We start from the raw sequence: 20,134 nt of genomic DNA, 5'->3' as shown, positions 1-20,134 counted from the left end.
TTGTACACCCGACAATAGCGAAAATACTTTTTAATTCAGCAACGCTGAATAAACTGTCAATGCTGAGGGTTAATTTATTCCATAAAAATCAATATTAATTATGCTAACAACGGTCGTCCTTGCGAGGTGCGAAGCAATCTCATTTGATAAATAATACAACAAATGAGATTGTTTCAATCGATGAAAAATCGATTTCGCAAAGAAGGAAATAATAACTTCAATGGTAGGCACGAAGCATTTCCCACTTATGAAACACCTGCCTTCGGTAGGCAGGGATGCTTCATGCCTCAGCATGACAGAAGTTTATAAAGATTGCAGCGAATGACAGGATCACAGCTTCCGAAAAGCACCCAACCGTTCATTTTCAAATTCACTTAAACCATATAAGACATTCCAGCAACATATAAGCTCAAAGTCTTATATTTCCTTACATTCCTTATATGGTGAATCTTTAAAATTAAAAAAGCGCTTCTGAACTTAATCAGAAACGCTTTAATTTTATACGCCCAAGACTTTCGACTCAGGACTGAAGACTCAAAGACTTATTTCTCTTCCTTTACTTCTTCGAAATCAACATCAGTAACGTTATCACCGCCACCTTGAGGCTGACCATCAGCTTGTGGTTGCTCACCACCTTGAGGCTGACCGCCATCTTTGTACATTTCCTCAGAAGCTACGTTCCATGCTGCTTGCAATTCAGCAGAAGCTGCATCGATATCGGCGAAGTTACGAGATAAGTGTGCTGCTTTTAATTTCTCTAAACCAGCTTCGATTGGCGCTTTTTTATCAGCAGATAATTTATCACCAAACTCTTTCAATTGTTTCTCAGTAGAGAAGATTAAAGCATCAGCACCATTGATTTTATCAGCTTCTTCTTTTTGCTTAGCATCATCTGCTGCATTAGCTTCAGCTTCTTCTTTCATTTTTTTGATCTCAGCATCAGTTAAACCTGAAGATGCTTCGATACGGATTTTTTGCTCTTTACCAGTAGCTTTATCTTTAGCACTTACGTGTAAAATACCGTTCGCATCGATATCAAAAGATACTTCTACTTGAGGCACACCACGAGGTGCTGGTGGAATACCATCTAAAATGAAACGACCAATTGTACGGTTTTGTCCAGCCATTGGGCGCTCACCTTGTAAAATGTGGATTTCTACTGAAGGCTGGTTATCAGCTGCAGTTGAGAAAGTTTCCGATTTTTTAGTTGGGATAGTTGTGTTCGACTCGATTAATTTAGTCATTACACCACCCATAGTTTCGATGCCTAATGATAAAGGTGTAACGTCTAATAACAATACATCTTTCACATCACCAGTTAACACACCACCTTGAATAGCAGCACCAATTGCTACAACCTCATCAGGGTTAACGCCTTTACTTGGCTCTTTGCCGAAGAAAGCTTTAACAGCATCCTGAATTGCAGGGATACGAGTTGAACCACCTACTAAAATAATTTCATCGATATCGCTTGTGCTTAAACCAGCATTTTTCAATGCAGATTTACAAGGCTCGATAGTACGCTTGATTAAGCTATCAGCTAATTGCTCAAATTTAGCACGAGATAATGTACGTACTAAGTGTTTAGGGCCGCTAGCATCAGCAGTAATATATGGCAAGTTAATTTCAGTAGAAGTTGTGCTTGATAATTCAATTTTAGCTTTCTCAGCAGCTTCTTTTAAACGTTGTAATGCCATTGGATCTTTCGCAAGGTCCATGCTGTTTTCTGATTTAAACTCTTCAGTTAACCAATCGATAATAATGTGGTCAAAGTCATCACCACCTAAGTGTGTATCACCATCAGTAGATTTTACTTCGAAAACGCCATCACCTAATTCTAAAACTGAAACGTCATGTGTACCACCACCGCAATCGAACACAACAATTTTCATGTCTTTGTGTGCTTTATCTAAACCATAAGCTAAAGCAGCTGCAGTTGGCTCATTAATGATACGTTTTACAGTTAAACCTGCAATTTCACCTGCTTCTTTCGTAGCCTGGCGTTGTGCATCATTAAAGTAAGCTGGCACAGTAATAACTGCTTCAGTAACTTCCTGACCCAAGAAATCTTCAGCAGTTTTTTTCATTTTTTGTAGAATCATTGCAGAAATCTCCTGTGGAGTATATTTTCTGTCGTCGATTTCTACACGAGGTGTGTTGTTATCACCTTTAACAACTTTATAAGGTACACGTCCAGCTTCTTTCGCACTTTCGTCGTAGCTGTTACCCATAAAGCGTTTAATCGAATATATCGTTTTTGTTGGGTTGGTTATAGCCTGACGTTTAGCAGGCTCGCCAACTTTACGCTCACCGTTTTCTGCAAAAGCAACAATAGACGGTGTAGTACGTTTACCCTCACTGTTCGCGATAACTACAGGCTCATTGCCCTCCATTACGCTCACGCAAGAGTTTGTTGTTCCTAAGTCTATTCCAATAATTTTTCCCATTGTATTTTTGTTTTCTCTTTTTAAAGTATTATAATTTCTACAGCTATTAAACAATGCTTGTGCCAATTGGGTTTTGGCAGAAATTATCGCTAAAAGACTGATAAAATGTAAAAAAAGATGCCTTTTATTACTGACAGCATGACAGAAGTAAGCTAGAAGTGTAAAGCTGAAAGACTAAAGTTAAAGACAATTTAAATAGTTTGAAAACGAACAGTAGTAGTTCTTCGAAAGCTCCTGCCCCGCTGTCCGCTTTACTTCGTTGCACTCCGTGTTCGCTGCCATCGGGTTTATGAACGCAGTTTTTAGCTTTTGGGGACGTAATAACCATCCCCGCCCCCTCCTTGAAAATAACGAGGGGAGTATTATGGTTTGATAATTAACTTTCAACTGATATGAAAGTTTGGTTAAAAACACAAACTAAAGTTGGCAGAAAACATTACAAGCCGGCTCACTAACTTTCAAAGTAGCGAGGATTGGCATCAGAAGATTTTAAAGTAAATACCAATAAATCTCTATTGCAGTTTCATCCATGAACCACTGAAACAAGAAATCCTACGAGTGTTATACAAATTTTCAACTACAACAAACCTCCACACGGCTTAGGATTACGCCTTTAGATTTATCGAGAATTTACTACAAAGCTTCAAAAGCGTTGATTATTCATTAGTGTCTATTTTTTTTAACGGTATTCATGAGCTCGCAGAAAAGCTCGGTTTTTGTTTCTTATTATCAAGAAAAAGAAAAAAGCCTGTCTGGCCAAGACAGAATTTATTGTACCTTCAATTACCAAATCAAATTATCATGCAATTAGCAGCACAAATCATCATTGGCCTGGTGGCCGCCATTCACATTTACATTCTATGGCTGGAAATGTTCGCCTGGACAACCAAAGCCCCAAAAGTTTTCAAAAGCATCCCTGAAGAATTATTCCCAAAAACAAAAACCCTGGCCGCAAACCAAGGCTTATATAATGGTTTTTTGGCTGCCGGTTTAATCTGGTCGCTCTGCATTACCGATCATCACTGGAAATTATATGTAGCGATATTTTTCTTAACCTGTGTAATCATTGCGGGCATTTATGGCGCCACAACAGCGAGTAAGAAAATTCTTTATGTACAATCTATTCCAGCATTGGTAGCCATGATTCTATTGCATTTGAGATAATTTAATAACATCGCCATCTAACCATATAAGATATTTAAGTTCCATTTAAGTGCTCGGCTTATATTTTCTCACATTTCTTATATGGTCATTTTTTTCTGAACAAGCTCTTGAATAAAAAGTTCGTTAAAACGGTCGTCATTGCGAGGCACGAAGCAATCTTGATAGTATGGGTTTTAATAGCGAATGCATTAAGATTGCTTCCTCCCTCGCAATGACGAAGTAGGAAAAAATCTTATAGCTGTAAAAGTCGCTCCAAATGATGATAACCAATTCCAAAGTAAGCTTTACTTGCTCTAATTTTCTCGATGATTTCTTCTTTATTCTTTCCTCCTTTATCCTTACTCTTAATCCCAACAACCAGTACATTCTTTGGCGTATGCGCATCAGAAATAAATTCGAAAACTTTCGTTTTATAACCGAAGTATTCCAAAATCAAAGCACGAATACCATCGGTCACCATTTCAGCCTGACGTTCTAAGAAGATGCCGTACTTCGTTAAAAATGAAACATCGTTTTTCACTTTGTTTTGCTCAATTTCTCTTCTGATTTGTTTATGGCAACATGGTGCAACAACAATTAATTCAGCGTTGGCTTTAATGCCTTTATATATCGCATCATCAGTAGCTGTATCACAAGCATGGAGTGCAATGAGCAAATTCACATCTTCGGCGTTGTAATCTTCAATGGTTCCCTGAACAAAATTAAGCTGATCGAAAGCAGATTTCTTGGCAACTGAATTACACAAATCAACCATATCCTGGCGATACTCTACTCCTACAACTTCAGAATTTAATTTTAAAACTGAATGTAAATAATCATACAAGGCAAAAGTTAAATAACCTTTACCCGAGCCCATATCAGCAACTTTTTTAATGGTTCCCTCAGGTAATTCCTTAATTAACGAACTTAAAGTTTCAACGTAATGGTTAATCTGACGGAACTTGTCCTGTGCATTTTTAAAAACCTTTCCATCAATATCAGTAATCTTTAGTTCTGTTAAATAAGGTTTTGACTCTGGTTTTATCAATCTCGATTTCTCTTTATCATGATTCTCTGTTGGAACTTCTTTAGTTGAAGGTTTCGTTTCTCTCAGAACAATTTTACCATTATTCAACTCTTCAAGAATTAAGTCTCTCTCGGTGGTAAAAAGCGTTCCGATTTTAAAACCGGTTGTCAGGTATTCAGAAATTAAATTAATACCCTCATTCAAATTGAGATTCTTCACCACATCACGGGTTTTGTACCGAAATGTGAAAGCCAATTTACTTTCTCGTTTAATCAAAACCGGGCGAACCAGAATTTGCTTTAGCGCTTCTTCATTTCCTTTGTAATTACCTAGGGAAACTTTCACAAAGTTTTTAGAAGATAAGCTTAAATTTAAAGCGGAAGTAAATTGTTCAATCTGTTCTGAAAATACCATCTATAATTATTAAACCACAAAGGTAATTCATTTTATTTGGAGAATAGAGAGGTGTAAATAATGTAACAATGAAGCGACTATTTTAGCTTAATACTTCGTTATGTGATTAAGTATGATATCAAATATCCGTCTCCAATCAAATGAAGCAAAATATTTTCCTAATACGATTTACTTCATACTAAAATGAAGTTTACACACAAATCATCTAAATTCAATAATTAGTTTTATTTCCTAGAAATTAGCTTTAGATTAGGATATCATTTAATTCTAACCAAAACAAATGAGTGAATTTCAAATAAAAAAATCGCCAACGGTGTATGATGCTATTATTGTAGGATCTGGAGCTGGTGGTGGGATGGCGGCATACGTTTTAGCCAATGCCGGACAAAAAGTTTTAATGCTTGAGGCAGGGCAATATTTCGATCCAAGAATAGATGCCCATCAACTTAAGTGGCCTTGGGAATCTCCACGAAGAGGAGCAAGTACGGTCCGTCCGTTTGGCGATTTTGATGCTTCATATGGTGGCTGGGAATTGGAAGGAGAACCCTACACTACCAAAGATAAAACGGAATTTGAATGGTTCAGATCTCGAATGCTTGGCGGCAGAACGAATCACTGGGGAAGAATATCGCTCAGAATGGGTCCTCTGGATTTTCAGGCAAAAGATGGTTTAACAGATGATTGGCCAATTACCTACGACGATGTTAAACCATTTTACGATAAAGTTGATCGTTTGATTGGCATTTACGGTACAAAAGAAGGGCTACCAAACGAGCCTGATGGTATCTTTATGAAACCCCCAAAACCAAGGTTAACGGAATTGTTTATCAAAAAAGGAGCTGATAAAGCAGGGGTTAAAGTGATTGCTGGCCGTGGATCGGTATTAACAGAACCATTACCGAACAACAGCGATAGAGCTCCATGTTTTTATTGTGGCCAGTGTGGCCGAAGTTGTAAGGTTTATGGCGATTTCTCTTCATCTTCTTGCTTGGTTATTCCGGCTGTAAAAACAGGGAACCTCACTGTAATTACCGATGCGATGGTTCGCGAAGTAATCACTGATAAAGATGGATCGGCCAAAGGTGTTTCTTATGTAAACAGAAAAGATTTACAAGAGTATCAGGTAAATGGAAAAATGGTCATTCTCGGTGCCAGTGCTTGCGAATCTGCCCGTATTTTATTGAATTCGAAATCTCCGTCACATCCTAATGGCTTGGCAAATAGCAGTGGAATTGTAGGTAAATACCTTCACGATTCTACCGGCGTAAGCGTTTCAGGTTTCCTTCCGCAGTTAATGGATAGAAAACGTTATAATGAGGATGGTTTAGGAAGTGTGCATATCTATTCACCATGGTGGCTGGATAATAAAAAACTCAATTTTCCTCGGGGATACCATATCGAGTATTGGGGCGGTATGGGTATGCCAGCTTACGGTTTCGGTGGCGGCGTAACGCAAATGAATGGCATGGTTCCAGGTAGAGATGGAAAAATGAAAGATGCCGGCGGCTACGGAAAATCATTAAAAGATGATTACCGTCGCTTTTATGGAACCACCGTTGGTATGGCAGGCCGAGGAACCGCCATAGCCAGGGAAGATAACTATTGCGAAATTGATCCCAATGCTGTCGATAAATTTGGAATTCCTGTTCTCAGGTTTCACTACAAATGGGCCAAAGAAGAAATTTTACAAGCTAAACACATGCAAGATACTTTCTTACACATGATGAAAGAAATGGGTGGAGTGGTTACGTCAGAAATTCAGGGGCCAGAAACCAATTATGGTTTGTTACCTCCTGGAAAAATCATTCACGAAGTGGGTACTATCCGCATGGGCGATGACCCGAAAAAATCTGCACTGAACAAATATTGCCAGGCACACGATTGCAAGAATCTTTTTGTTGTTGATGCCGGTCCATTTGTACAACAAGGTGATAAAAACGCAACCTGGACTATCCTTGCGCTCTCCATGCGTACGGCAGAGTACATTTTAGCGCAAAAGAAAAAACAAAACATTTAAAGAATTACAACATGAACAGACGTGATTCCCTAAAAGCAATTGGCTTAACAGCAGTAAGTACTGCAGTGTTATTAGAAGCCTGCAAGCAACCCGAAAACACCGGCGACAAGCCTATTCCACAAGAAACGAAAGCAGAGGCTGGGCGTGAACAGTGGGAAATAGACCGGGATAAAGAACTAAAAGCGGAAACTTATTTCACTAAACATGAAATGGCAACCATAACTGTTTTAGCAGATATTATAATTCCTAAAGATGATGTCTCGGGAAGTGCCTCTGATGCCAAAGTGCCAGAGTTTATTGAATTTATTGTAAAAGATATCCCCGAACATAAAGTGCCTATGCGTGGTGGCTTAAAATGGCTGGACGTTTATTGCTTTAATAAATTTAGCAAATCTTTTGTAGATGCTTCTGCAGATCAGCAAATTTCGATAGTCGATGAAATTGCTTATCCCAAAAAAGCAAAGCCCGAAGTTCAGGCCGGCGTTACTTTTTTTAACCGAATGAGAAGCTTAACGGCTTCTGGTTTTTACACTACAGAAATCGGTGTAAAAGATATTGGTTATGCAGGTAATGCACCAAACCAATGGACTGGTGTACCAGCTGATGTATTAAAACAATATGGAATGGAAAATGTAAAAGTTTAATTTTCCTCTTCAGTGAAGCCAGAAACCCAATTCTGGCTTCTTTAATTTAATACGCTAAATAACCGCAATCAAAAAAATGAAAAAATTAACCCTATTATCTTTCCTTGTGTGCATAACCTACGGTGTATTTGCACAGAATAGCCCTAGCCAATATGCTAACTATTTTAATGGTTTCCAACGCACAAAAAAAACAAATCCTGATTCAGCGATTTACTTTCTAACCAATTTGGCAATGCTTGAATCAAATGCAACGGATGATTTGTTGCACAACAGTTTTGCTCAAAGTTTTATGCTCGGATCAAGAGAAGAGTTATTGAAAGATCCCGAATTTCTTGCTCACCTTAAAAAATCCAACATTACTTTAGATTCTGCCCGACGTAAGTTTGCTGAACAGCAATCTAATGCTTACATCATTCTCGACAAAACAAAAAAAAGTGTAAATAAGCAGATCAAGGAAAATATCTATCCTATTTGGAAATGGGTTGAAGCCATGAAAAATAAAGACAATGCCATCGAACTACAAAAAATAGGTAACGAATATCTATCCTACCTAAATGAAGATTCTGACTTTTACAATCAAAGGAAAGCAAGATACGGTTTGATGATTTCGGGTATAATGAATAAGAGTGATCAGCTGAAGCCTCTGGCGGTTAAATTACAAGATTTGATTTACGATAATCTAAACCAATATATAAGTACTCACTCTACACAAAACGAGCTGTCGCGAGAAGAAAAAATGGACCGGGCATGGTATAGATACATGTTTGCCGCCATTAATTTTATTTCTGCAGGCAACACGGTAAATAAAGCCGATCAAATTAAGTCCTTAAAATTGGCTTCTGAATTCAGCCCTGATGCTATAGACAACACCGTTAAATCAGCCTATTTTTACGATATGTTTTTTCTTTTTGACAAAGAGAAATATTCTTTCGAAGAAGACTATTTAGCTACGATAGCAAGCGATGACGACAAGCTTAAAATGGTTATGGCCATGTCTATGAAAGATCCAAAATATAAGGCGGGTGCCAAGGCCTTATACAAAGAACCTGGCAAGTTTGGTGAATATTGGTTAACAGAATTTAATAAATACGGCAAAATTGCCCCTTTATTTTCGTTGGCGAAATTGGATGGAAGCTTATATCAGATGGTAAACAACAGTAATCAATGGACATTAGTAGACTTTTGGGGTACCTGGTGTTCACCATGTAGGAAAGAGCATCCCGATTTGCAGAGCACTTACCAAAAAACCCAAGATGGCAGATTGCAAAACCTAAACATCATCACTATTGCAAGTAATGACAACGAACAGGCTGTAAGGGCTTACATGAAAGAGTTTAGTTATACTTTTCCCGTTGCTATGTCAGATAATCAAATAGAAAGTGCCTACAAAGTCGCTTCATGGCCATCGAAATTTTTGGTTAGTCCGCAAGGAAAATATGTGGTAATCCCCTTTGGTGTAGACTGGCAAAAATATATAGCTGATTATATTAATTGATCATGGTTTACCTTTTTTAGAGAGAAGGTGAGAGTTCATTACCTCCCTTTTATAGGCATTAAATCTTTTCTCTAATTTTTTCCTGCCGTCTCTAATATTCATTGGTGATACTAATATCATAAAATCAAAAACCAATATTTCGCCTTTCTTACACTTCACTAATCCTGTAGAGAAATCAGTAAGCATTGAACTTCCCTTGATATTAATTTGCAATACATCTTTATTTTCATTTGTCCAGCCATTTCTAATATGCTGGCTATCTACACTTTTATGCTGATCAAAACTTAAAAATAGCGCCGCGTTATCATTTCCAATTAAAACTTCTGGCTTAACTTTATCAACCATTTTCCAGCTCCACTTTACGGTATCTGGTCTTATATCTCGGTCGTTTCCTAATCCCACTAAGTACTTTGAGGCATTTTTTTCAAATGGAATATGGAAGTTAATATTTGAAAAGTTAATATCATTTAAAGCTTTCAGTTCTACATGAAACTTAGCAATCCCATCTACAGTAATTACACCCTGTACATGCTGCAACATATTGGCAGAAGAGCTTGTAGCATCCCAGGAGATGAAATTTTTATTTTCGGATAATACATTAAATGTGTTCGCAACTAGCTTCTCCTGTATTTTAGAAGATGTAAACAGATGAAAATGTATGGGTTCATAAAGCAAGTTGGTGGATTTATCACCAAAAGCTTTTAAATCAGAATCATAGTAGGATTGGATTTGCTTTGGAAAACCATCAGCATTGATTTCAAATTTTCTACCAGAAATAGATATAACTTTATCAGTAACAAAAATTACTTTCTGCTGAGCGATACTTGAAAAGCTCAAAAAAAGTAGAATAATGAAGAATGACCTGCACATTTTACGAGTTAAATTAAAATCCAATATAAACAAAAAAGTCCTGCTCTTTCGAACAGGACTTTTTAAAATTTTAAAGCAGAGAAAACTATTCTCCTTTTGGTTCTTCAGTAGCAGCTGCTTCTTCAGTAGTAGCTTCTGGAGCAACTTCTTCAGCAGTTTCAGCTTTCGCTTCACCAGCTTTAGGAGCAGCAGCGGTTTTACTTCTACCACGACGAGTAGTTTTCTTCTCTTCTTTAGCCTCTACATCTTTACCGTAAACTTCGTTATAATCTACCAATTCAATTAAAGCCATCTCAGCGTTATCACCTAAACGGTTGTTTAATTTAATGATACGAGTGTAACCACCTGGACGGTTTGCAACCTTTTCAGCAATTTCGCGGAATAAAATAGTTACTACCTCTTTATCTTGTAAGTAAGCGAATACAGTACGACGTGAGTGAGTAGTATCACTTTTTGATTTAGTGATAATTGGCTCAACATAAGTACGTAAAGCTTTTGCTTTAGCTAAAGTTGTTGTAATTCTTTTGTGCAAAATAAGTGATGATGCCATATTGGCTAACATCGCTTTTCTGTGACTTGCAGTTCTACCTAAGTGGTTTACTTTTTTACCGTGTCTCATTGTTTTTTTATAAAGTGTATACCGTCTCTGTCTCAGAGGGAATTATACACAGTGAATATTATTATATTTATAGAAGAGTTTGGACTCAAGACTAATGACTCCGAACTCTAGACTATTTTTATTCTTCGTCTAATTTAAATTTAGACAGGTTCATACCGAAAGATAAACCTTTAGATTTTACTAGTTCTTGAATCTCTGTTAAAGATTTTTTACCGAAGTTTCTGAATTTTAACATATCAGCAACATCGTAAGATACTAAATCAGCTAAAGTACGGATATCAGCAGCTTTTAAGCAGTTTAATGCTCTAACTGAAAGATCCATATCTACCAATTCCGTTTTAAGGATTTTACGCATGTGTAAAATTTCCTCATCCACTTCTTTAGTTTCTTCTTTTGCTTGAGATTCTAATACCAAGTTCTCATCAGAGAATAACATAAAGTGTTGGATAAGAATCTTAGCCGCTTCTTTTAATGCTTCTTCTGGATGAATTGAACCATCAGTAGAAATATCTAATACCAATTTCTCATAATCCGTTTTTTGTTCAACACGGAAGTTTTCAATTGTGTATTTAACGTTTTTCATTGGTGTGTAGATCGAATCGATCGCGATAACACCTACAACAGCATCAGCAACTTTATTTTCTTCAGCAGGTACATAACCACGTCCTTTATTGATGGTTAATTCCACTTCTAAAGTTACAGATTTGTCCATGTTGCAAATCACATGCTCAGGATTTAAAACTGTAAAGTTGTTAGAGAATTTAGTGATATCACCAGCTTTGAATTGATCTTGGCCGTTAACAATGATGAATACTTTTTCAGCATCACCAGAATCACCAGTTTTCTTAAAACGAACTTGTTTTAAGTTTAAGATGATATCAGTTAAATCTTCTACAACACCTTTCATGGTAGAAAACTCATGCGAAACGCCTGAAAAACGAATAGTAGTAATAGCATAACCTTCTAATGAAGAAAGTAATATTCTTCTTAAGGCATTACCAATTGTTACACCGAAACCGGGCTCTAAAGGACGAAATTCAAATGTGCCATCGAAATCTGTTGATTTCTGCATGATCACTTTATCAGGTTTCTGAAATGCTAAAATTGCCATTTATAATTTTTTAAATTCGTTATTGAATATATAGTAACAAGAAAAAAGTTAATTACCCTTTCGAGGTAATTAACTATCTTATTTATTACTTTGAGTATAACTCGATGATTAAGTTTTCCTTAATGTTTTCAGGAATTTCATCACGTTGTGGGTAGGTTAAGAATTTACCAGTTAATTCACCAGCATTCCACTCTAACCAAGAGAACTTATTAATTGTTCTGCCTGCAACTGAGTTACTAATTGATTCTAATGATTTTGATTTCTCACGAACCGCAACAACATCACCAGCTTTTAACTGATATGAAGGGATATTTACAACTTCACCATTCACAGTTACGTGTTTATGGCTAACTAACTGGCGTGCACCAGAACGGGTTGTTGCAATACCTAAACGGTAAACTGTGTTATCTAAACGTGCTTCTAATAATTGAAGTAAGTTATCACCTGTAATACCAGCACGAGAAGATGCTTTTTTAAACAAGTTACTGAACTGCTTTTCTAATACACCATAAGTATATTTTACTTTTTGTTTCTCCATTAACTGGATTGCATACTCAGATTGTTTTCCTCTTCTTTTTGAAACGCCATGTTGGCCAGGAGGATAATTTTTTCTGTCTAACACCTTATCAGGACCGAAGATTGGTTCTCTGAATTTACGGGCGATTTTTGATTTTGGGCCTGTATATCTTGCCATTTTTTTCTGTTTTTAAAGTACCATTCAGCCTTTAACTGAAGATTCTTAGCTTTAAAATTAATTAAACTCTTCTCTTTTTAGGAGGACGACATCCGTTGTGAGGAAGTGGAGTAATATCTTTAATAGATGTTACTTCTATACCTGCTACTTGCAAAGTTCTGATTGCAGATTCACGACCTGAACCAGGACCTTTTACAAAAACTTCAACTTTACGTAAACCTAAATCAAATGCAACTTTACCGCAATCTGAAGCTGCTTGACCAGCTGCATAAGGTGTGTTCTTTTTAGAACCTTTAAAGCCCATTTTACCAGCAGAAGACCATGAAATAGTCTGTCCGTTGTTGTTGGTTAACGTAACGATGATGTTGTTGAAAGTAGCATTGATATGTGCCTGACCAACAGGCTCAATTACAACGATACGTTTTTTTGTTACTTTTTTACTCTTAGCCATGTTATCTTTTAGATTTTAGATATGAGACTTGAGATATGAGACTTTCTCTACCCCGATACTCAGTATCCTACTTTTTATCTTTTGTTCCAGATTTGAGCAGATTAAATAGACATGATGCTCACATCTAAAACCTCACATCTCCTATCTATCTATTACTTAGTAGCTTTTTTCTTGTTAGCAACTGTTTTTCTCTTACCCTTACGAGTACGTGAGTTGTTTTTAGTACGCTGACCACGAGAAGGCAAACCTTTTCTGTGACGTAAACCACGGTAACAACCAATATCCATTAAACGTTTAATGTTTAATTGAACCTCTGATCTTAAAGCACCTTCTACTTTAATTTCATCGTTAATCATTGTACGGATTGCTGATAACTCATCATCAGACCAATCTTGCACTTTTTTGTTTAGATCGATACCTGCAGTAGTTAAAATACGTTGTGCAGTAGTTCTTCCAATACCATAGATATAAGTTAAACCAATCTCTCCTCTTTTGTTTCTTGGTAAATCAATACCTGAAATCCTTGCCATATTTATTTATCTTTTGAAGTAATTCCGAACGGCGGGCCACCGTTGTGCGGTACATTACAATGTTTTTTAATTACCCTTGACGTTGCTTGTATTTCGGATTTTTCTTGTTAATAACGTAAAGTTTACCTTTACGGCGAATAATCTTGCAATCAGCGCTACGTTTTTTAATTGATGATCTAACTTTCATTTTATTTGTATCTATAGGTTATGCGCCCTTTTGTTAAATCATAAGGCGACATTTCCAGTTTTACTTTGTCACCAGGAAGAATTTTGATGTAGTGCATCCGCATCTTTCCTGAAATATGAGCAATAATCTCGTGTCCGTTCTCAAGTTCTACTCGGAACATCGCATTCGATAATGCTTCTCTTATTACTCCGTCTTGTTCAATTGAGGCTTGTTTAGCCATATTTTGTTGATTGTTACTTAATTAGCTGCTTCTAAACAGGGTTGCAAAATTAAATAAAAAATTTTAATTATTTATTTTTTTTGTTGTAAAACTTCTTCAATTAATGAAAACGTTGATAAAACGTCTGCTTTGCCCTTTTTTATCGACACGGTGTGTTCAAAATGTGCTGATGGTTTATTGTCTTTACTAGTGACCGTCCATCCATCATTGTGAAATAGTACTCCAGCAACACCGGCATTGATCATCGGTTCAATAGCAATCACTAAACCTTCCTCCAGTTTCGGACCAACACCGCGTTTCCCATAATTAGGGACCTCTGGTTTTTCGTGAAGCTTTACCCCAACACCATGCCCTACTAACTCTCTTACCACACCAAAACCGTGAGCTTCCGCATGTTGCTGAACAGCAAAGCCGATATCTCCAACACGCATTCCGCTTGCCGCCTTTTCGATCGCTAAATCAAGGCAATGTTTGGTTACCTCAACTAACTTCTGTTTTTCGGCATCAACATTTCCTATAGAAAATGTATAAGCCGAATCGCCAAAGTATCCGTTTTTGATCACACCACAATCCACCGAAATTAAATCACCCTCTCGTATGATGTATTCGCTCGGGAAACCATGAACAACTTGTTCGTTTGGCGATATGCATAAAGAGTAAGGAAAGCCATTATAATTTAAAAATGCAGGTATCGCACCATGATCATTAATAAACTCAAATGCCAGCTTATCTAAGGCTAAAGTGGTGATGCCTGCTTTGATTACCTTTGCCACTTCAGCCAAGGTTTTTGAAACAAGCATTGAACTTTCTATTATTAACTCAATCTCTTCAAGAGACTTGTAATAGATTTTAGACATTCATTTTAAGTTTCGAATGCTTAAATTGTAAATGAGTGAAGAGCTGATGGGCCATTCACTCATTCTATCATTCAAAATTTTATATTCAATTTCGCCCAGCCTACAAAGCTGCGTTGCTACTTGCAGCAGGCACGCCTGTTCTGCCGGTAACTCTACCAGTTTTCATTAATCCATCGTAATGACGCATCAATAAATAACTCTCAATTTGTTGTAGGGTATCTAAAACAACACCTACTAAAATCAATAGTGATGTACCCCCAAAGAAATGAGCAAATTCTTGTTTAATACCAAATTTTACGGCAATTGAAGGTAGTATAGCAATAATCGCTAAAAATACCGCCCCTGGAAAAGTGATTTTAGAAATTACATCATCAATGAAAGTCGATGTTGCAAAGCCCGGTTTAACGCCAGGAATAAAACCACCATTTTTCTTCATATCGTCACTCATTTGAGTTGGATTTACTGTAATAGCAGTATAGAAGAAAGTAAATGCGATAATTAAAAAAGCGAAAGTTAAGCTATAAGCTAATGAAGTAGTATTGCTAAACTGAATTAACCATGAACCTTGCAATGAAGGAACAAATTGAGTTAAAGCACCTGGAATAAACATCAAAGCCTGAGCAAAAATGATCGGCATAACACCGGCAGCATTTACTTTTAATGGAATGTATTGACGAACACCACCAAACTGGCGGTTACCAACAATTTTCTTTGCGTATTGCACTGGTACCTTACGTACACCTTGCACAATTAGAATGGTAAACATTACCACTGCAAATAAGGCAACAATCTCTAAAACTAAGGCAACCGGGCCTCCACCTTCACTGGCAGAACCTACACGTGCACTAAACTCTTGAGAAATTGCAATAGGTAAACGAGCAATAATACCAACCATAATGATTAGTGAAGTACCGTTACCAATACCTTTATCAGTTATTTTTTCACCTAACCACATTACAAATAATGTACCTGCTGTTAATACAAACGTAGATAACACTAAAAATAAAGTATTTGGTAATAAAATAGCTTCTGCTGGAACCTGCGTTTTAACGTAACCTACAGATTGAACGATTGTAATCGCTACCGTAAGGTAACGAGTGATCTGGTTCATTTTCTTTCTACCACTTTCGCCTTCTTTCTGCATTTTTTGGAAAGAAGGAACAGCAATACCCAATAGTTGCACCACAATGGATGCAGAGATATAAGGCATTACCCCCAATGCTAAAATAGACACACGAGAGAACGAACCTCCGGCAAACATATCCAGAATGCCTAAAAGTCCTGATTTTTCGTTAGCGCCTAAAGCAGTTGGATCTACACCTGGTAAAACCACGTGAGATACAAAACGGTATACCAAAAGAATTAAGAGCGTAAACAATATACGCTCTTTTAATTCTTCAATTTTCCAGATATTACTTAAAGTAGTAAATAGCTTCTTCATTTAATAATTACAATTTTACAATTGAACCACCTGCAGCTTCAATAGCTTTTTGTGCGGTTGCAGAAAACGCATGTGCAGTTATTTCTAATTTTGCTTTTACTTCACCACGACCTAAAATTTTAACTAAGTCGTTTTTTGAAGCTAAACCATGCGCTTGTAAAGCAGCGAAATCAATAGTTGTTAAGTTATGTTTTTCGGCTAATGCTTGTAAAACATCTAAGTTAACACCAACATATTCGGTACGGTTAATTGGTTTGAAACCAACTTTAGGCACACGACGTTGTAAAGGCATTTGACCACCTTCAAAACCGATTTTGGTTTTGTGACCAGAACGAGAACCCGCACCTTTGTGACCACGGGTTGAAGTACCACCACGACCGGAACCTGTACCACGACCAATTCTTTTGTTGTTTTTTGTAGAACCTACTGCAGGTTTTAAATTACTTAAATTCATTTTTTTGAATTTGTGTTGCCCTTCGCTTTCACTAAACAGGTACAACGATAAATAAATAATGATCGAGTTTTGAATGATTGAATGTTAACAATTTGCCTAATTCATTCATTCAAAACTCATTCATTTGATAATTGTCTTAAATTGCTTCGATAGCTACTAAGTGGTTCACTTTGCGAACCATACCAATAATTTGTGGTGTAGCTTCTACCTCAACACTTTGATTCATTTTAGATAAACCTAAAGCTTGAACGGTTCTTTTTTGGCGCTCGCTTCTGTCGATAACGCTTTTTACTTGTGTTATTTTGATCTTAGCCATGATATTATCCGTTAAATACTTTGTTTAAATCTATACCACGAGTTTGAGCTACTGTATAAGCATCACGCATTTTTGTTAACGCATCTACAGTTGCTTTTACCACGTTGTGTGGGTTTGATGAACCTTTAGATTTTGCCAATACGTTATGAACGCCAGCACTCTCTAATACAGCACGCATCGCACCACCAGCAATTACTCCGGTACCTACTGCAGCTGGTTTGATTAAAACAAAACCACCTGAGAATTTACCGATCTGCTCGTGAGGAACTGTACCGTGTAAAATTGGAACTTTTACTAAGTTCTTTTTAGCATCATCCACACCCTTAGCGATTGCTTCAGTTACTTCTTTCGCTTTACCTAAACCGAAACCAACAACACCGTTCTCATCTCCAACAACAACAATTGCTGAGAAGCTGAAAGTACGACCACCTTTGGTTACTTTGGCAACACGTTGTATACTAACCAAACGATCCTTTAATTCGATATCGGTGGTTTTAACTCTTTTTATATTGATAGTTGACATCTTACTTTTTCTTCAGATTAAAATACTAAACCAGCTTCGCGGGCACCCTCTGCCAACGATTTTACACGACCGTGGTATAAATAGCCATTTCTATCGAAAACAACTTCTTTAACACCAGCAGCGATTGCTTTTTCAGCAACTAATTTGCCTACTGCAACTGATTGGTCGCTTTTGTTACCTGTTCCAGAAAAATCTTTTGATAAAGATGATGCTGAAGCTATTGTAGTACCGGTTACATCGTTAATTACCTGCGCATAAATCCCTTTATTGCTTCTATATACAGATAACCTTGGACGCTCTTCCGAACCGGTAAGTCTTTTTCTGATCCCTTTTTTAATACGATCTCTTCTTGATAATTTTTTACCTGCCATGATTACTATTTTTTAGACGCTGATTTACCTGCTTTTCTTCTTAACACTTCACCTACAAACTTGATACCTTTACCTTTGTATGGCTCTGGTGCACGTAACGAACGGATTTTCGCTGCTACCTGACCGATCAATTGTTTGTCAATACTTTCTAAAATGATTTTAGGAGTTTGACCTTTTTCTGAAGATGTAGTTACTTTAATCTCTTCTGGTAATTGAAATACATAATGGTGAGAATAACCTAAAACTAGATCTAGTGTATTACCTTGGTTTGTAGCACGGTAACCAACACCTACTAATTCTTGAGTTAATTTATAACCTTCTGTAACACCAACAACCATGTTGTTAAGCAATGAGCGATATAAACCGTGTAATGCTTTGTGTTTCTTTTGTTCTGATGGACGTTGAACTGTTAAAATTCCATCTTCTTGACTTACAGTGATATCTGAATCTACTGCTTGTGTTAATTCACCTTTAGGGCCTTTTACACTTACTACGTTATCTTTCGATACAGTAATGGTAACACCTGCAGGGATTGTAATTGGGGCTTTTCCTATTCTTGACATTGTGCTGTTCTCCTAATATTAATAAACGTGACACAATACCTCACCACCAATGTTTAATTTGGCTGCTTCTTTATCAGTCATTACACCTTTAGAAGTAGATAAGATTGCGATACCTAAACCGTTTAATACTCTTGGCATATTTTCAACACCAGCATAGTTTCTCAAACCTGGTTTACTTACTCGCACTAATGTACGAATAGCAGGAACTTTAGTAATTGGATTGTATTTCAAAGCAATTTTAATGATGCCTTGAACTGTTGTATCTTCAAACTTGTAGTTCGCGATGTAACCTTTATCGAAAAGAACTTTAGTAATTTCTTTTTTAAGGTTTGATGCAGGAATTTCTACAACACGGTGGTTGGCCTTAATGGCATTCCTTACTCTTGTTAAATAATCTGCTATTGGATCTGTATTCATTATTTATTGTTTTTGATAGTGGTTTCCTTCTGCTACCCAGCTGTGGGACCTGCTATCGGTTAAAATTCCATTTTTAGTATATAGACAATAGTATAAAGTATAAAGACCAATCGATCTAAATACTTTATACTAATTACTTTATACTTTTATTACCAAGATGCTTTCTTAACACCTGGTATTTTACCGTCTAGTGCCATTTGGCGGAATGTTACCCTTGAAATACCAAAGGTACGCATATAACCACGTGGACGACCAGTTAATTTACAACGGTTGTGTAAACGTACCGGAGACGAGTTTTTAGGTAATTTATCTAAACCCTCGAAATCTCCTGCAGCTTTTAATACTGCACGTTTTTCAGCGTATCTAGCTACCAATTTTTGGCGCTTAACTTCGCGTGCTTTTACACCTTCTTTTGCCATTATTCTGCTGTTTTTTGATTTTTAAATGGTAATCCGAATTGTTTCAATAACTCAAGAGCCTCAACGTCAGATTTTGCCGAAGTTACGAAAGTTATATCCATCCCTAAAATTTTATTGATTTTATCTATATTGATCTCTGGGAAGATGATTTGCTCAGTTACACCTAATGTGTAATTTCCTTTACCATCAAAACCTTTATCGTTAATACCTTTAAAATCACGGATACGTGGTAAAGCTACAGAAATCAAACGATCTAAGAACTCATACATATTGTTATCACGTAATGTTACGCGTACACCTACTGGCATACCTTTACGCAATTTAAAGTTAGAGATATCTTTCTTAGAGTTAGCCGGAACCGCTTGCTGACCAGTAATAGTAGTCAACTCAACGATTGTGGTATCCATAATCTTTTTATCAGTAACAGAAAAACGACCAACACCCTGATTGATACAGATTTTTTCCAATTTAGGAACCTGCATTACAGTTTTGTACTGAAATTTCTCTTTTAATGCATTTACAACTTCTTCTTTGTATTTGCTTTTTAATCTAGGTGTAGCCATTATTTAATTTCCTCCCCTGAAATTTTAGCAACTCTAACGATTTTACCATCAGCGTTAAGTTTACGACCAACGCGAGTGGCTTTACCAGATTTTGGATCAACCAACATCAAGTTAGAAATGTGAAGAGCAGCTTCTTTTTTAATAATACCACCGTTCGGATTTGCAGCATTTGGTTTAGTGTGTTTAGACACTAAGTTAACGCCTTCTACAATGGCTCTGTTTTTATCTATTTGTACTGAAAGTACTTTTCCTTGTTGACCTTTTGAATCGCCAGCAATTACTTTAACTAAATCTCCAGTGCGGATTTTAAGTTTTGATGGTGTATTTACTTTGTTTCCCAT

Annotated in this window: 25 protein-coding genes; 4 read left to right on the top strand and 21 right to left on the bottom strand. The window is 36.8% G+C overall.

All coding sequences use genetic code 11. The annotated features are described in order from the left end of the window. Nucleotides 1-542: 542 nt before the first annotated feature. The gene (dnaK, locus tag ASE92_RS02720) at nt 543-2,447 is read right to left on the bottom strand and encodes a molecular chaperone DnaK (protein WP_056848543.1); all 1,905 of its coding nucleotides are present in this window, start codon (nt 2,445-2,447) and stop codon (nt 543-545) included. Between the two features lie 801 nt (nt 2,448-3,248). On the opposite strand from dnaK, the gene ASE92_RS02715 reads away from it, so the two are divergent. Beyond that, nucleotides 3,249-3,611, top strand: coding sequence for a DUF1304 domain-containing protein (locus tag ASE92_RS02715; protein ID WP_056849256.1), 363 nt, complete (start codon nt 3,249-3,251; stop codon nt 3,609-3,611). A gap of 232 nt (nt 3,612-3,843) precedes the next feature. Here the strand turns inward: ASE92_RS02715 and ASE92_RS02710 are convergent, their stop codons facing one another. After that, entirely contained in the window at nt 3,844-5,031 is a 1,188-nt protein-coding gene (locus tag ASE92_RS02710) for an SAM-dependent methyltransferase (protein ID WP_056848542.1), read from the bottom strand. A gap of 280 nt (nt 5,032-5,311) precedes the next feature. Here ASE92_RS02710 and ASE92_RS02705 point away from each other — a divergent pair, with 280 nt between their 5' ends. From ASE92_RS02705 to ASE92_RS02695, 3 genes are all read left to right on the top strand, one after another. After that, nucleotides 5,312-7,048, top strand: coding sequence for a GMC oxidoreductase (locus tag ASE92_RS02705; RefSeq protein ID WP_056848541.1), 1,737 nt, complete (start codon nt 5,312-5,314; stop codon nt 7,046-7,048). Nucleotides 7,049-7,059: 11 nt separating this feature from the next. Further along, nucleotides 7,060-7,692, top strand: a complete 633-nt coding sequence (locus ASE92_RS02700; RefSeq protein ID WP_056848540.1) for a gluconate 2-dehydrogenase subunit 3 family protein — start codon at nt 7,060-7,062, stop codon at nt 7,690-7,692. Between the two features lie 76 nt (nt 7,693-7,768). Continuing rightward, nucleotides 7,769-9,187, top strand: coding sequence for a TlpA disulfide reductase family protein (locus tag ASE92_RS02695; RefSeq protein WP_056848539.1), 1,419 nt, complete (start codon nt 7,769-7,771; stop codon nt 9,185-9,187). Here the strand turns inward: ASE92_RS02695 and ASE92_RS02690 are convergent, their stop codons facing one another. The 19 genes from ASE92_RS02690 to rplX form a co-directional block, all read right to left on the bottom strand. Then, nucleotides 9,188-10,057: a glycoside hydrolase domain-containing protein gene (locus ASE92_RS02690; RefSeq protein ID WP_056848538.1), complete on the bottom strand. Its 870-nt coding sequence runs from the start codon at nt 10,055-10,057 to the stop codon at nt 9,188-9,190. Nucleotides 10,058-10,142: 85 nt separating this feature from the next. After that, nucleotides 10,143-10,676 carry a 50S ribosomal protein L17 gene (gene rplQ, locus ASE92_RS02685; protein WP_056848537.1) on the bottom strand — a complete coding sequence of 178 codons (534 nt, stop codon included), beginning with the start codon at nt 10,674-10,676 and terminating at the stop codon, nt 10,143-10,145. Nucleotides 10,677-10,794: 118 nt separating this feature from the next. Beyond that, nucleotides 10,795-11,787, bottom strand: coding sequence for a DNA-directed RNA polymerase subunit alpha (locus ASE92_RS02680; protein WP_056848536.1), 993 nt, complete (start codon nt 11,785-11,787; stop codon nt 10,795-10,797). Nucleotides 11,788-11,872: 85 nt separating this feature from the next. Next, nucleotides 11,873-12,481: a 30S ribosomal protein S4 gene (rpsD, locus tag ASE92_RS02675; protein WP_056848535.1), complete on the bottom strand. Its 609-nt coding sequence runs from the start codon at nt 12,479-12,481 to the stop codon at nt 11,873-11,875. A 61-nt stretch (nt 12,482-12,542) separates the two neighbouring features. Next, nucleotides 12,543-12,932, bottom strand: a complete 390-nt coding sequence (rpsK, locus tag ASE92_RS02670) for a 30S ribosomal protein S11 (RefSeq protein WP_010599885.1) — start codon at nt 12,930-12,932, stop codon at nt 12,543-12,545. A 152-nt stretch (nt 12,933-13,084) separates the two neighbouring features. Then, complete coding sequence (gene rpsM, locus ASE92_RS02665) at nt 13,085-13,462, bottom strand: 30S ribosomal protein S13 (RefSeq protein WP_010599886.1); 378 nt, start codon at nt 13,460-13,462, stop codon at nt 13,085-13,087. 70 nt (nt 13,463-13,532) lie between these two features. Next, on the bottom strand, nt 13,533-13,649 hold the full coding sequence (rpmJ, locus tag ASE92_RS20675) for a 50S ribosomal protein L36 (RefSeq protein WP_010599887.1): 117 nt from the start codon (nt 13,647-13,649) through the stop codon (nt 13,533-13,535). 1 nt (nt 13,650) lies between these two features. Further along, on the bottom strand, nt 13,651-13,869 hold the full coding sequence (infA, locus tag ASE92_RS02660) for a translation initiation factor IF-1 (protein ID WP_010599888.1): 219 nt from the start codon (nt 13,867-13,869) through the stop codon (nt 13,651-13,653). A 71-nt stretch (nt 13,870-13,940) separates the two neighbouring features. Further along, nucleotides 13,941-14,726 (bottom strand): type I methionyl aminopeptidase, encoded by a 786-nt coding sequence (gene map, locus ASE92_RS02655; protein ID WP_056848534.1) that lies wholly within the window; start codon nt 14,724-14,726, stop codon nt 13,941-13,943. Between the two features lie 100 nt (nt 14,727-14,826). After that, the gene (gene secY / locus ASE92_RS02650) at nt 14,827-16,167 is read right to left on the bottom strand and encodes a preprotein translocase subunit SecY (RefSeq protein WP_056848533.1); all 1,341 of its coding nucleotides are present in this window, start codon (nt 16,165-16,167) and stop codon (nt 14,827-14,829) included. A 7-nt stretch (nt 16,168-16,174) separates the two neighbouring features. Then, nucleotides 16,175-16,621, bottom strand: coding sequence for a 50S ribosomal protein L15 (gene rplO, locus ASE92_RS02645; protein WP_056849255.1), 447 nt, complete (start codon nt 16,619-16,621; stop codon nt 16,175-16,177). A gap of 136 nt (nt 16,622-16,757) precedes the next feature. Continuing rightward, nucleotides 16,758-16,937, bottom strand: coding sequence for a 50S ribosomal protein L30 (gene rpmD, locus ASE92_RS02640; protein WP_010599892.1), 180 nt, complete (start codon nt 16,935-16,937; stop codon nt 16,758-16,760). 4 nt (nt 16,938-16,941) lie between these two features. After that, nucleotides 16,942-17,460 (bottom strand): 30S ribosomal protein S5, encoded by a 519-nt coding sequence (gene rpsE / locus ASE92_RS02635; RefSeq protein ID WP_056848532.1) that lies wholly within the window; start codon nt 17,458-17,460, stop codon nt 16,942-16,944. 17 nt (nt 17,461-17,477) lie between these two features. Beyond that, the gene (rplR, locus tag ASE92_RS02630) at nt 17,478-17,831 is read right to left on the bottom strand and encodes a 50S ribosomal protein L18 (protein ID WP_025145211.1); all 354 of its coding nucleotides are present in this window, start codon (nt 17,829-17,831) and stop codon (nt 17,478-17,480) included. A gap of 5 nt (nt 17,832-17,836) precedes the next feature. Next, entirely contained in the window at nt 17,837-18,394 is a 558-nt protein-coding gene (rplF, locus tag ASE92_RS02625; protein WP_056848531.1) for a 50S ribosomal protein L6, read from the bottom strand. 18 nt (nt 18,395-18,412) lie between these two features. After that, a complete protein-coding gene (gene rpsH / locus ASE92_RS02620) occupies nt 18,413-18,814 on the bottom strand; it encodes a 30S ribosomal protein S8 (protein WP_235527300.1) in 402 nt (133 codons plus the stop codon). A 146-nt stretch (nt 18,815-18,960) separates the two neighbouring features. Beyond that, nucleotides 18,961-19,230 (bottom strand): 30S ribosomal protein S14, encoded by a 270-nt coding sequence (gene rpsN, locus ASE92_RS02615; protein WP_025145214.1) that lies wholly within the window; start codon nt 19,228-19,230, stop codon nt 18,961-18,963. Continuing rightward, nucleotides 19,230-19,796, bottom strand: coding sequence for a 50S ribosomal protein L5 (gene rplE / locus ASE92_RS02610; protein ID WP_086547740.1), 567 nt, complete (start codon nt 19,794-19,796; stop codon nt 19,230-19,232). The genes rpsN and rplE overlap by 1 nt, the downstream gene beginning before the upstream one ends. Further along, on the bottom strand, nt 19,793-20,134 hold the full coding sequence (gene rplX, locus ASE92_RS02605) for a 50S ribosomal protein L24 (RefSeq protein WP_029282701.1): 342 nt from the start codon (nt 20,132-20,134) through the stop codon (nt 19,793-19,795). Before rplX ends, rplE begins: the two co-directional genes overlap by 4 nt.

Source organism: Pedobacter sp. Leaf41 (assembly GCF_001422545.1).
Taxonomy (GTDB): Bacteria; Bacteroidota; Bacteroidia; order Sphingobacteriales; family Sphingobacteriaceae; genus Pedobacter.
This window is presented reverse-complemented; position numbering and strand designations above follow the sequence as displayed.